Raw genomic sequence first — 13427 nt, 5'->3', positions numbered from 1 at the left:
ATACGGAGTCACATCTTGTTCACTGAACTCGTGCCTGATAGAACATCGGGAGGTCGGGCCAACAGAGGAGTGAACATGGCAGACTCTCCCCGTCTTTCCCGCCGCTCCGTGTTCCAGCTCGGCGGCGTGGGCGCGCTCCTGCTCGCCACCGGCGCTTGCGCGAGCGGCAGCAAGGACAGCACTTCTTCGTCCGCCTCCGGCGGCGCCAAGTCTTCAACGCTCAAGATCGCGGTATCGAGCTACATCAGCAGCTGGGACCAGGACTTCGTCGGCTTCGACCTGACCGCCCTCATGCTGTACAAGAACGTCTTCCCGTACATGATCGACTACGGCGTGAAGACGGTCGGCGGCAGCAGGATCCTCGACACCGAGACCATCATGCCGACCTTCGCCGAGTCGTTCGAGCCGGACGCGGCGCAGAAGGTCTGGACGCTCAAGCTCCGCAAGGGCGTCAAGTTCGCCAGCGGCAACGAGATGAAGGCCGCCGACGTGAAGTGGTCGAAGGACCGGGCGTTCGCCGCACAGGCCAACGTCGCCGGCATCTACCGCACGATCGGCCTCACCAAGCCGGAGCAGGTCGTGGTGGTCGACGACTACACGGTCGAGTTCCACCAGGAGTTCCCGAGCGCGCTGACCCGGCAGATCCAGGCCATCTCGCTCTACGTCTTCGACTCGGTGGAGGCGAAGAAGCACGCCACCGACGCCGACCCGTGGGCCAAGGAGTGGTTCGCCAAGAACCCGCCCACCGGCGGCTACTTCAACGTCACCAAGGCCACGCAGGGCCAGGAGATCGAGCTGACCGCCAACGACGGTTACCCCGGCCCGGAACCGGCCAAGACGAAGACCATCCGCATCTCGGTCGTGCCGGCGGCCGCCAACCAGCGGCTCCAGCTGCAGGCCGGCGACATCGACATCGCGCTGGGCGCGAGCCCGCGCGACATCAAGGACCTGAAGAGCGCCGCCGGGGTCGAGGTGCTGTCGTCGGCCAGCAACAAGCAGGTCGCCATCCAGATGTCGACGACCACCGCGCCGTTCGACGACGTCAACGTGCGCAAGGCACTGGCCTACGCGACGCCGTACGAGCAGATCATCCGCAACGTCTACGGCGGCGACGCCCGTCCGGCGAAGAGCGTCGTGCCGCTCGACATGCCCGGGTACTCCGAGAAGGGCTACCCGTACACGTACGACATCGACAAGGCCAAGGCGGCGCTCGCCGCGGCGGGCAAGACCTCGATCAGCTCGGAGCTGGTCTTCGAGACCGACAACGAGGAGCAGCAGCAGCTCGCCGTGCTGGTGCAGAGCGAGGCGCGCAAGGCCGGCATCGAGCTCAAGCTGACCCCGCTCGACCCGGCGACACTCGCCGACCGGCGGGGCAAGAAGAACATCCCGCTGCAGATCACCTCGGGCCAGCTCTGGGTCAACGATGTCGAGTACATGCTCGCGACGAGCTTCGTCAAGGGCGCCAACCTCAACTACGCCAACTACAGCAACCCGCGGATCGAGCAGATCTACCAGCAGTCGCACTCCACCGTCGACCCGGCCGCGCGCAACCAGCTCTGGGCGCAGGTGCAGGACATCATGGCCGAGGACGTGCCGTGGGTGGTGATCTGCCAGCCCAACTTCAACCTGCCGGTGCGCAAGTCGGTGAGCGGCTGGGTGCAACCGATGGACGGGCTGGCCCGCCTCCGCTTCGTGAGTGCGTCGGCATAGATGCGCATCCTCCGGTTCGTCGTCCGCCGGCTGCTCCAGCTCATTCCGGTCCTGCTCGGGGTGGTCGTCGTGACTTTCCTGCTGGTCCGGGTGCTGCCGGGTGACCCGATCCGGACCATCCTCGGGCCCAACGCGACCGCCGCCGACGAGGCGGCGGCGCGGGCCCGGTTCGGCCTCGACAAGCCGCTGTGGCAGCAGTTCCTCGACTACCTCGGGGGCCTGTTCACCGGTGACCTCGGCACGTCGATCCAGAGTGGACAGTCGGTGACCGGCGAGCTGGCGCTGCGGCTCGGCCCCACGATGGAGCTGGTCGTGCTCGCGGTGGCGATCGCCGTGGTGATCGCCACCGTCGTCGGCCTGTGGTCGGCCCGGCACGCTAACCGGGCCGGCGACCACAGCATCCGGGTGCTCGCGCTGATCGGCAACTCGATGCCGGAGTTCTGGCTCGGCCTGGTGCTGATCCTCGTCGGCTACGCCGGCCTCGGCTGGTTCCCGGCGCCCAGCGGGCGCGTCGACCCGGACACCGACCTCACCCCGATCACCGGCGCCGACGCGCTCGACGCCCTGCTGACCGGCAACATGCCCGCGCTCACCTCGGCCCTGTGGCACCTGGTGCTCCCGGTGCTCACGCTGGTCGTCGCGATCGTGGCGCCCCTGCTGCGCAGCGTCCGCGCGTCGGCCCTCGAGGTGCTGCGGTCCGAGCCCTACGCGGCCGCGGCCGCGCACGGGCTGCCCGGCAAGCTCCTGCGTCGCGGCTACCTGGTGCGGGCGGCGCTCGTCCGGCTCCCGTCGCTCGCGGCCCTCGTCTTCGGCTTCGCCATCGGGTCGACGGTGCTGATCGAGTACGTCTACTCCTGGCAGGGCTTCGGCCAGTGGGCGCTGCGTGGCCTGCTCTACCGCGACTTCCCGGTGGTGCAGGCGTCGGTGCTGGTGGTCGCGCTGTGCTACGTCGTGGTGTTCCTGATCGCCGACGTGGTCCACGCCATGCTCGACCCGAGGGTGAGGATCTGATGACCGTCATGCGCATCGGCCGCCGCCGGCGCGGCGCGCCCGCTGGTCCCGCCGCCGACCGGGACGGCCGCTTCGGCACGGTGCTCGTGGCGACCGGCGCCGGGATCCTGGCCGTCGTCGCGCTCGCCGTGCTGTTCGCCCCGCTGCTCAGCTCGTGGGGGCCGAACGAGATCGACCCGGACGGCAGCACCCTCGCCGCGCCCGGCGGCGCGCACCTGTTCGGCACCGACGTCAACGGCATGGACGTGTGGAGCCGGCTGCTCTACGCGGGCCGCGTCGACCTCGGCATCGCGGTCGCCGCCGTCGCCGCCGCGGTCGTGTTGGGCAGCATCCTCGGCGTGGTCGCCGGCTACTTCGGCGGCTGGCTCGACGACGCGCTGATGCGGCTGACCGACATCTTCCAGGCCTTCCCCACGTTCATCCTCGCGCTCGCCGTCGCGGCCCTGCTGGGCAGCGGCCCGGTCAACCTGGCCGTGGCGATCGCGCTGGTCAACGCGCCGGCCTACGCCCGCCTGGTGCGCGCCGAGGTGCGCACGGTCCGCGACCTGACGTTCGTCGACGCCGCCCGCACCTCCGGGGCGTCGACGATCGGGCTGCTGTGGCGGCACGTGCTGCCCAACAGCATCACGCCCGTGCGGGTGATCGCCCCGCTCAACTGCGGCTGGGCCATGCTCACGCTGGCCGGCCTGTCCTTCCTCGGGCTGGGCATCCCGGTGCCCGACGCGGAGTGGGGCGCCATGATCAGCCTCGGCACCGGCGACGTGGTCGCCGGCCGGTGGTGGACCTCGGTGCCGCCCGGCATCGCCCTGCTCGTCTGCGTCCTGGGCTTCAGCCTCCTCGGCGAGGGCCTGCAGGAGCGCGCGGACCGGGTCCGACGGTGAGGAGCCGCACATGAGCCTGCTTTCGATCGAAGACCTCTCCGTCGTCATCGGCGGGCGCGTCGCGGCGCTGAGCAACGTGTCGTTCACCGTCGACACCGGCGAGGTCGTCGGGCTCGTCGGGGAGAGCGGCGGCGGGAAGAGCATGGTCGGCCGCGCCGTCGTCGGCATGCTGCCGACCGGCTCGGTCGCGACCGGCCGGGTCGACTTCGACGGCGTCGACGTGCTGTCGATGTCCGCCGAGCGGCTCGCCCAGCACCGCGGCCACGGTGCCGCGCTGTGCTTCCAGAACCCGCGCGGCGCGCTCAGCCCGACCCGGACCGCGGGCCGGCAGTTGGTCGACCGGCTCACGACCCACCAGCGCATGGACGACGAGCGGGCCGACGAGACGGCACTGGAGCTGTTCGAGGCGGTGGGCATCCGCAGCGCGCGCCGCCGCCTCGGCGCCTACCCGCACGAGCTGTCGGGCGGCATGGCCCAGCGGGTGATGATCTCGCTCGCGACCGGCTGCGCGCCGCGGCTGCTCATCGCCGACGAGCCGACCACTGGCCTCGACGTCACGCTGACGACCGAGATCCTGCGCCAGTTCCGCCACGCCGCCGACAACGACGGCCGCGGTGTGCTGCTGGTCTCCCACGACATCAACGCGATCGCGGACGTCTGCGACCGCATCGTGGTCCTCTACGCCGGCACGGTCGCCGAGACCGGCCCGGCCCGGCGGGTGCTGACCGCACCGGCGCACCCCTACACCCGGGCGCTGCTGCGCTCCGTTCCGGACCTCGGCGGCCGGCCCGTGGTCGTGACGCCGGGCGCGATGCCGTTGCTGCGCGAGGCCCCGGACGCCTGCCCCTTCGCCCCGCGCTGCGCGCACGCCGAGGACGACTGCCGGGCCTCCCGACCGGCGCTGACCACGCAGGGGCGCAGCTGGACCGCGGCCTGCTTCCACCCGCTGCGCGACGGGGTCGACGCGCGGCAGGAAGCCGACGTGACGCTCCGGGTCACCACCCGGCGGCCCGGGAAGGCCCCGGCCGCCGGGCCCGTGCTCGTCGTCGACGACGCGCACGTGGTCTACAAGAGCCGGTTCGGCCGCGGCGGGCACCACGCGCTGCGCGGGGTGAGCCTCACGGTCGACGCGGGCGAGCGGGTCGGCGTCGTCGGTGAGAGCGGCTGCGGCAAGAGCACGCTCGCCCGGCTCATCGTCGGGCTCGCCAAGCCCACCGGCGGCACGGTCAAGGCCGCGCGCAGCGCCCTCGTCTTCCAGGACCCGATCGGCTCGCTCAGCCCGCGCCGGACGATCGAGGACGCGATCGGCGAGCCGCTGCGCGCGCTCGGCGTCCCCGCGGCCGAGCGGGCCCGCCGGGCCGCCGCCGTGCTCGACCGGATGAAGCTCGACCGGTCGATCCTCGGCCGCCGGCCGCACGAGCTCAGCGGCGGCCAGGCACAGCGGGTCGGCATCGCCCGCGCGCTCGTCGCCGAGCCGGACCTGATCGTCTTCGACGAGCCGACCTCGGCGCTCGACGTGACCGTGCAGGCGCAGATCCTCGCCGTCATCGACGAGGTGGCCGCCGACCGTTCGCACGGCTCCGTGTTCATCTCGCACGACCTCGCCACCGTGCGCGGCTTCGCCGACCGGGTCGTCGTGCTCTATCTCGGCCGGATCGTCGAGGAGGGGCCGGTCGGGGAGGTCTTCGCCGACCCGCGGCACCCGTACACGCGGGCGTTGCTCTCGCGCGGGGTGACGCTCGTCCGCGACCTCGAGGAGGCCGACGCGACGTCCGGGTGCGCGCTCGCCGCCCGGTGCCCGTTCGCCACCGACCGGTGCCGCGCCGAGGACCAACAGTTGCAGCAGTACGGGGAGAGCCGGGCCGCCTGCTGGCGGGTGCCGGAGATTGGGGAGTCGGTGTGAGTCTCAGGTTGGCCGTCGACATCGGCGGCACGTTCGTCGACGCGATGGAACTGGACACCCGGACCAACCGGGTGCGGTTCCGCAAGGCCTCGACGACCCCGGCCCGACCGGCCGACGGTGTGCTCGCCGCGGTCGCCGCGCTCGGCACGGACCTGTCCGACGTGGAGCTGTTCATCCACGGCACGACGCTGGGTCTCAACGCGGTGCTGGAGCGCCGCGGCGCCGCGACCGGCATCATCACCAACGAGGGCTTCCGGGACGTCTTTCTGATCGGCCGCGGCAACGTCCCGTCCGACCACATGTACGACTTCCAGTACGAGCGCCCGCCCGGCCTGGTGAAGCGCCGCCACACGGCCGGCGTGCAGGGCCGGCTCGACTACAAGGGCCGCGTGGTCGAGGACCTCGACGCCGACTCGGTGCTGGCCGCGGCCCGTGAGCTCGTCGAGGTACAGGGCGTGAGGTCGATCGCGATCTGCTTCCTCCACGCGTTCCTCGACCCGTCGCACGAGCGCGCCGCGGCGGCGCTCATCCGCGAGCGGTACCCCGACGTCAGCCTGTCGCTGTCGACCGACATCGCCCGCGAGTACCGGGAGTACGAGCGCACCAGCACGACGGTGCTGGAGGCCTACATCCGGCCGATCTTCGAGCGCTACGTCGACGAGCTGGAGCAGGGCCTCGCCGAGGGCGGCTTCGCGGGCCGCTTCCTCATCATGCGCTCCGGCGGCGGGTCGATGACCAGCGCCGCGGCCAAGCGCTCACCGACCCACACGGTCCTCAGCGGACCCGCCGGCGGCATCGTCGGCGCGGCCTACCTCGCCGACGCGCTGGGCCGCGACAGCCTCCTCACGTTCGACATCGGCGGCACCTCGCTCGACGCGTGCGTCATCGAGAACGGCAGCGCCGTCGCCGCCCACGAGGCGCAGCTGGAGCACTTCCCGCTGCTGATCCCGACGTACGACATCCGCACCATCGGCGCCGGCGGCGGCTCGATCGCCTGGCTCGACCGGGGCCTGCTCAAGGTCGGCCCGCAGAGCGCGGGCGCCGACCCCGGCCCGGTCTGCTACGGCCGCGGCGGCACCCGGCCGACCGTCACGGACGCGGCGGTCGCGCTGGGCTACGTCGACCCGGACCGCTTCCTCGGCGGCGAGATGGGCCTGCAGGCCGACGCGGCCCGCAAGGCGCTCGACGAGCAGATCGCCCAGCCGCTGGGCCTGCCGGTCGAGGCGGCGGCCGCCGGCATCTTCGACGTGCTGCTCGCGCGCACCGTCGGCGCGGTCCGCCAGATCACCGTCGAGCGCGGGCGCGACCCGCGGCAGTTCTCCCTGCTCGCCTTCGGCGGCGCGGGTCCGCTGCTGGCGCCGCTGCTCGCCCGGGAGATGGGCATCGCCGAGGTGATCGTGCCGTTCGCGCCGTCGGGGTTCTCGGCCTGGGGCATGCTCAGCGCCGACATCGAGGACAACTTCAGCCGCACCCTGATGAAGCCGCTCGACGAGGTGGAGCCGGCCGCGGTCGAGGCGACCTTCGCCGAGATCGAGGCCGAGGCGATGGAGTCGCTGACCGCGCAGGGCGTGCCGGCGTCGCTGGCGGTCCTGCAACGCCAGCTGGAGCTGCGGTATCTCGGGCAGGAGCACAGCCTCACGGTCACCGTCGGGCGCGGGCTCGACCCCGAGGCCGTGCGGGCCGCGTTCCAGGAACTGCACGAGGCGCGGTACGGCCACGCGATGGCCAACCGCCTCCAGATCCTCAACCTGCGACTGCGCGCGGTGGGCCGCACCGCGAGTCCCACGCTGGTCGAGCATCCGCCGGGCGACGGGAACCCGGACCGGGCCCTGCTCGGGCGCCGGGACGCGTTCGACTTCGGCGCCCGGGCGGTCGTGCCGTTCGCCGTCTACGACCGGGCGCTGCTCCAGCCGGGCGACGCCTTCGACGGGCCGGCGCTCGTCGACGAGGGCACGTCGACGACCGTGGTGCCGTCGGGCCAGCGGGTCTCGGTCGACGCCCGCGGCTACCTGCTGGTGCGTGCGGCATGACGACACTGGACGGCGCCACCGCCGAGGTCGTGCGCTCCTACCTGCTCGCCGCCGCCGAGGAGATGCGGGCGACGCTGATCCGCACCTCGTTCAACCCGGTCATCTACGAGGTCCACGACTTCGGGCTCTCGCTCTACGACGCGGACCTGCGGCTGGTGGCCGAGGCGACCGGCCTGACGTTTTTCCTCGGGGCCAACGACTTCTCCCTGCGCAAGGGCGTGGAGTACGTCGGCCGGGAGAACCTGCACCCCGGCGACGTCGTGCTGCTCAACTACCCGTACTGGAACGCCGCCCACGCCTACGACGCCACGCTCTTCGCGCCGGTGTTCGAGCCGGACGGGCCGCTGCTCGGGTTCCTCTGCGTGCGGGCGCACTGGATGGACCTCGGCGCCAAGGACCCCGGCTACGTGCTCGACTCCACGGACGTACACCAGGAAGGCATCCTCTTCCCGGGCACCAAGGTGGTGTCGCGCGGCGAGCCGGTCCGTGAGATCCACGAGCTGATCCGCTTCAACTCGCGCATGCCCGACGAGGTGATGGGCGACCTGCACGCCCAGATCGCCGCGCTGCGCACCGGCGAGCGGCGGCTGCTGGAGATCCTCGAGAAGTTCGGCCGGCCGACCGTCGAGGCGGCGATCGAGCGGATGATCGCCGACGGTGCAGCCCGTACCAAGGCCGCCCTGGCCGCGTTGCCGCAGGGCTCCTGGACCGCGGAGGACGTGCTCGACGACGACGGCCTCACCGACGACCCGATCCGCATGAAGGTGACCGTCACGATCGCCGACGACACGTTCACGGTCGACTTCGCCGGTTCGTCGCCGGCCGTGGCCGGGCCGGTCAACATGCCGTACGGCGCGACCGAGGCCATCTGCAAGGTCGTCCTGAAGTCGCTGACCTCCGCCGACCAGCCGTCGAACGCCGGTACCGTCGCGCCGCTCGTGGTGAAGGCCGAGCCGGGGACGCTGTTCCACGCTGTCTATCCGCAGCCGACGTTCACGCTGTGGACCGGCATCGTCGCGGTCGAGCTGATCCTCAAGGCGCTCGCGCAGGGCCTGCCCGACCGGCTGCCGGCCTCCTCGGGCGGTGACGTGCCCGGGTTCATGATGGTCGGTATCCATCCGGACACCGGCGCGCTGTTCGCGGTCTCCAACAACGAGCCCGTCGGCTGGGGCGGCACGCCGCACCACGACGGCATGAACGCCGCCACCCACGTCTCCGGCAGCACCGGGCGGATCACGCCGATCGAGGTGCTCGAGGCGCGGACCGGCATGTTCTTCGAGCGCATGGAGATCCGCACCGACTCCGGCGGCCCGGGCAGGTTCCGCGGCGGGGCGGGCCTGCGCCGGGACATCCGGTTCGTCACGCCGGGGGAGTTCCTGTCGGTCATCAAGAAGACGAAGTCCCGGCCGTGGGCGCTCGACGGCGGCTTCTCCCCGGAGGCGAACCGCGTGGTCGTCTTCCCCGGTACCGACCGGGAGCAGTCGGTCAGCACCAAGCGGACCGTCGTGGCCGTCGGGGATCGGGTCACGCTGCTCACCGCCGGCGGTGGCGGGCACGGCGACCCGCGTCTGCGCGACCCGGCCGCCGTGCGGGAGGACGTCGCCGAGGGGTACGTGTCGCCGGAGGCGGCCCGGGACGTCTACGGGGTCGACATTTCCGAGGTGACGGATGCCTGAGGTCGACGGCGCCACCGCCGAGGTCGTCCGCAGCTACCTCGTGGCCGCGGCCGAGGAGATGCGTGCCGCGCTCGTGCGTACCGCGTTCAACCCGGTCATCTACGAGGTCCACGACTTCGGCATCTCGATCTACGACGCCGACCTGCGCCTGGTCGCGGAGTCGACCGGCCTGTCCCGCTTCCTCGGGGCCAACGACTACTCGATCCGCAAGGGCGTCGAGTACGTCGGCCGGGAGACGCTGCGGCCGGGCGACGTCGTGTTGCTCAACTACCCGTACTGGAACGCCGCCCACACGTACGACGCGACGCTGTTCGCGCCCGTGTTCGCCGACGACACGCTCGTGGCCTTCCTCTGCGTCCGGGCACACTGGATGGACCTCGGCGCCAAGGATCCCGGCTACGTGCTCGACTCGACCGACGTACACCAGGAAGGGCTGCTCTTCCCGGGCACCCGCGTGTTCTCGGCCGGCGAACCGGTCCACGAGATCCACGAGCTGATCCGCTGGAACTCGCGCATGCCCGACGCGGTGCTCGGCGACCTGCACGCCCAGGTGGCGTGCCTGCGCACCGGCGAGCGGCGGGTCGCCGAGCTGTTCCGCACCTACGGCGGCGAGACGGTGACCGCGGTTGTCGAGGCCGTCATCACCGCCGCCGAGGCGTCGGCGCGGGAGGCGGTGAACGCCCTGCCGCAGGGGTCCTGGACCGCCGAGGACTGGCTCGACGACGACGGCATCACCGACGACCCGATCCTCATGCGGGTCACCGTGACGATCGCGGACGGCACGTTCACCGTCGACTTCGCCGGGTCGTCGCCGGCCGTGCCCGGCCCGGTGAACCTGCCGCTCGGCTCGACGATCGCGACCTGCCGGGTGGCGTTCAAGGCGATCACCACACCCACCGAGCAGACCAACGCCGGCCACTTCGCCCCGCTGGTCGTCCGCGCCGAGCCCGGCACGCTCTTCCACGCGGTCTACCCGGCCGCGACGTTCACCCAGTGGACCGGCACCGTCGCGCTGGAGCTGATCTACAAGGCGCTCGCCCAGGGCATGCCGGACCGGCTGCCGGCATCGACGGGCGGCGACGTGCCCGGGTACATGATGGTCGGCGTCCACCCGGACACGGGCTCGCTGTTCGCGGTGTCGAACAACGAGCCGGTCGGCTGGGGCGGCGCGCCCGGCCACGACGGCATCGGACCGGCCAACCACCTGTGCCAGACCCAGGCCAGGATCACGCCTGTCGAGGTGCTCGAGGCGAAGACCGGCATGTTCTTCGAGCGCATGGAGATCCGCACCGACTCCGGCGGCGCCGGCCGCTTCCGGGGCGGGCCGGGGCTGCGCCGGGACATCCGGTTCGTGACCCCGGGCGAGTTCCTGTCGGTCATCAAGAAGACGAAGTCCCGGCCGTGGGCGATCGACGGCGGCACGGCCCCGGAGGCGAACCGCGTCGTGGTCTTCCCCGGCACCGCGCGGGAACGCGCCGTGAGCACCAAGCGCACGACCGTCGCGGCCGGCGACCGGGTGACGGTCCTGACCGCCGGCGGCGGGGGACACGGCGACCCCGCCCTGCGCCATCCGGACGCGGTCCGCGAGGACGTGGCCGACGGCTACGTCTCCGCCGACGCCGCCCGCACGATCTACGGAGTTGACCTGTGAGCGTCGTACTGGAGAACTGCACGGTCGTCGACGGGCGGATCCAGCCGATCGAGGACGCCGCCGTCCGGGTGGTCGGCGAGCGGATCGCCGCCGTCGGCCCCCGCGAGCGGGTGCTGGCCGAGGCCGGCGGCGATGCGACCCGCATCGACCTCGGCGGCGCCTGGGTCACCCCGGGCCTGGCCAACATGCACACCCACCTGTCGCTCACCCTGCCCGGCGCGGCAGGCGACCGGCTCAAGCGGATGGGCCCGCACGAACTCGCGCTCTACATGGCTGACGGCGCCCGCCGTACCCTCCACTGCGGAGTGACGACGGTTCGGTGCGTCGCCGAGAAGGACCACGCCGACTTCGCGCTGCGCCGGTCGATCGACGCCGGCCGCACGCCCGGACCGCGGATCTTCACCGCCGGTCGGGCCCTGGTGTGCACCGGCGGCCACGGCCACGAGAGCAGCGACACCCTCGAGTGCGACGGCGTCGACGGGTTCCGGCGCGGGGTACGCCAGCAGGTCAAGGCCGGCGCCGACCTGATCAAGGTGATGATCTCCGGCGGCATCGCCGGCGAGCACGAGTCGATCGACACCCGTCAGCTGCACCCCGACGAGCTGGCGGCGGTACTGCGGACCGCGCACGACTGGGGGCGGCGGGTCACCGCCCACGCCGGCCCGGCGCCGGTCATCACCGAGGCGGTCGAGCTGGGCCTCGACTGCGTCGAGCACGGCTACGAGCTGACCGCGGAGCTGGCCGCGCTCATGGCCGAGCGCGGCACCGCCCTCGTGCCGACCCTGCTCGTCACCCGGTGCAAGGCGTTCTTCGACGAGCTGGGCGTCCCGGAGTGGATGCAGCAGCGGTCGCTGGGCGCGGGCGAGCGGCACCTCAAGAGCTACGAGCTCGCCGTCGCCGCCGGGGTGGAGGTGCTGCTGGGCAGCGACATGCCGCCGTTCTGGCAGTTCGAGGGCACCAGCGCGACCGTCCGCGAGCTGGAGCACATGTCGGCGGTCATCGGGCCGGAGCGGGCGCTCCACGCCGCCACGCTCGGGCCGGTGCGCTGGCTGCGCGCCGAGAACGACCTGGGCACGGTCGAGCCGGGGAAGTACGCCGACCTGATCGCGATGGACGACAACCCCACGGTGAACACCTCGGCGTTCCGGGGTGTGCGGTGGGTGATGAAAGGGGGCGCCGTGGTGCGCGACGACCGGGCCGGAGTACGGCCGTGACCGCGGGTGTGGAGATCGCCGCCGCGATCGACGACATGTACGCCGCGTTCCTCGCCGGCGACCGGGACCGCTTCGACGCCCACCTCGACGCCGACGTGACCACCTGGGAGACGCACCTGCCCGGTCCGCTGCGCACCCGGGCCGAGCTCGACGAGTACCGCGACCGGCGGGACGCCGCCGGCCAGCGGCCGCGGCTCGCCGAGATGGCCGCCCGCGCCAAGCGGATCGACGTGTGGGGCGACGTCGGGGTGGCCCGCTACGAGCTGCACGTCCGCGCCGACGAAACGGTGTCCGTCACCCGCGTCACCGACGTGCTGCGCCGCACCGGGGACGGCTGGCTGATCGTCCACCACCACGCCGAGCTGGTGCGCCCGTGAGGCGCCTCGTGGCGTATCGCGACGGTGAGCCGCAGGACGTGCTCACCGTCGCCGACGTGCCCGACGACCCGCCGCCCGGCCCCGGCGAGGTGGTTGTCGCGGTCGAGGCGGTCGGCCTGAACTTCCTCGATGTGATGCTATGCCGCGGTACCTATCCCGTGCGCCCGGAACCGCCGGTCACGCCCGGCGTCGAGTTCAGCGGGCGGGTGCTCACCGGCCCCGGCGCCGGCCGCGAGGTGATCGGCTGCCCGGCGCTGCCGCACGGCGCGCTCGGCGAGACCGTCACGGTCGACGCCGGCCTGCTGGTGCCGCGTCCCGCCGGGATCGACCCGGTGACCGCCGCCGCGATCCCGGTGACGTACCAGACCGCGTGGTTCTGCCTGGAACGCGCCGGAGTGTCCACAGGGGACACCGTGCTGGTGCACGCCGGTGCCGGCGGGGTCGGCGTCGCGGCCACCCAGCTCGCCGTCGCCCGCGGCGCGCGGGTGATCTGCACCGCCGGCGGCCCGGCGAAAACCGCGGTCTGCCTCGCCAACGGCGCCGACGTCGCGATCGACTACCACGCGGCCGACTTCGTCCGGGCCGTCGCCGACGCCACCGGCGGCACCGGGGCCGACGTGGTCATCGACCCGGTCGGCGGTGACGTGTTCACCCGCTCGCTCGACTGCCTCGCCTTCGAAGGGCGCATCGTCGCGGTCGGGGCCGCGGCCGGTCCGCCGCCGGCCGTCGACCCGATGAGCCTGGTCGCCCGCAACGCCACGCTCGTCGGCGTCTCGTGGGGCTCGGCGTACCCCTGGAAACGCCCCGCCGAGGTCGCCGCCGCCTACGAGGCGCTGTTCGCGCTGCACGCCGCCGGCACCGTCCGGCCGCCGGTCAACCGGGTCGAGCCGCTCGACCGGGCGCCCGCCGCGCTGGCCGACCTCGCCGCCGGCTCGAGCACCGGCAAGATCGTCGTCCAGATCGGAGCGTGAGAG

General features: G+C 72.6%; 10 protein-coding genes. All 10 read left to right on the top strand.

Features of this window, described 5'->3' with window-relative positions; translation table 11 throughout:
- Positions 1 to 75: 75 nt before the first annotated feature.
- From Dfulv_RS27695 to Dfulv_RS27650, 10 genes are read left to right on the top strand one after another with little or no spacing between them, the layout of a single operon-like run.
- Positions 76 to 1710, top strand: a complete 1635-nt coding sequence (locus Dfulv_RS27695; protein WP_259856402.1) for an ABC transporter substrate-binding protein — start codon at positions 76 to 78, stop codon at positions 1708 to 1710.
- Positions 1711 to 2721, top strand: a complete 1011-nt coding sequence (locus tag Dfulv_RS27690) for an ABC transporter permease (RefSeq protein WP_259856401.1) — start codon at positions 1711 to 1713, stop codon at positions 2719 to 2721. It begins immediately after the preceding gene.
- Entirely contained in the window at positions 2721 to 3602 is an 882-nt protein-coding gene (locus Dfulv_RS27685; protein ID WP_259856399.1) for an ABC transporter permease, read from the top strand. Before Dfulv_RS27690 ends, Dfulv_RS27685 begins: the two co-directional genes overlap by 1 nt.
- A gap of 10 nt (positions 3603 to 3612) precedes the next feature.
- Complete coding sequence (locus tag Dfulv_RS27680) at positions 3613 to 5505, top strand: dipeptide ABC transporter ATP-binding protein (RefSeq protein WP_259856397.1); 1893 nt, start codon at positions 3613 to 3615, stop codon at positions 5503 to 5505.
- Positions 5502 to 7535: a hydantoinase/oxoprolinase family protein gene (locus tag Dfulv_RS27675; protein WP_259856396.1), complete on the top strand. Its 2034-nt coding sequence runs from the start codon at positions 5502 to 5504 to the stop codon at positions 7533 to 7535. The genes Dfulv_RS27680 and Dfulv_RS27675 overlap by 4 nt, the downstream gene beginning before the upstream one ends.
- Positions 7532 to 9211 carry a hydantoinase B/oxoprolinase family protein gene (locus Dfulv_RS27670; RefSeq protein WP_259856395.1) on the top strand — a complete coding sequence of 560 codons (1680 nt, stop codon included), beginning with the start codon at positions 7532 to 7534 and terminating at the stop codon, positions 9209 to 9211. Before Dfulv_RS27675 ends, Dfulv_RS27670 begins: the two co-directional genes overlap by 4 nt.
- Entirely contained in the window at positions 9204 to 10862 is a 1659-nt protein-coding gene (locus Dfulv_RS27665; protein ID WP_259856394.1) for a hydantoinase B/oxoprolinase family protein, read from the top strand. The genes Dfulv_RS27670 and Dfulv_RS27665 overlap by 8 nt, the downstream gene beginning before the upstream one ends.
- Positions 10859 to 12076, top strand: coding sequence for an amidohydrolase family protein (locus tag Dfulv_RS27660; RefSeq protein ID WP_259856393.1), 1218 nt, complete (start codon positions 10859 to 10861; stop codon positions 12074 to 12076). The genes Dfulv_RS27665 and Dfulv_RS27660 overlap by 4 nt, the downstream gene beginning before the upstream one ends.
- Positions 12073 to 12453 (top strand): nuclear transport factor 2 family protein, encoded by a 381-nt coding sequence (locus tag Dfulv_RS27655; protein WP_259856392.1) that lies wholly within the window; start codon positions 12073 to 12075, stop codon positions 12451 to 12453. Before Dfulv_RS27660 ends, Dfulv_RS27655 begins: the two co-directional genes overlap by 4 nt.
- Complete coding sequence (locus tag Dfulv_RS27650; protein WP_259856391.1) at positions 12450 to 13424, top strand: zinc-binding dehydrogenase; 975 nt, start codon at positions 12450 to 12452, stop codon at positions 13422 to 13424. The genes Dfulv_RS27655 and Dfulv_RS27650 overlap by 4 nt, the downstream gene beginning before the upstream one ends.
- Positions 13425 to 13427: the final 3 nt, after the last annotated feature.

Origin of the sequence: Dactylosporangium fulvum, assembly GCF_025137375.1 — a bacterium.
Taxonomy (GTDB): domain Bacteria; phylum Actinomycetota; class Actinomycetes; order Mycobacteriales; family Micromonosporaceae; genus Dactylosporangium; species Dactylosporangium fulvum.
This window is presented reverse-complemented; position numbering and strand designations above follow the sequence as displayed.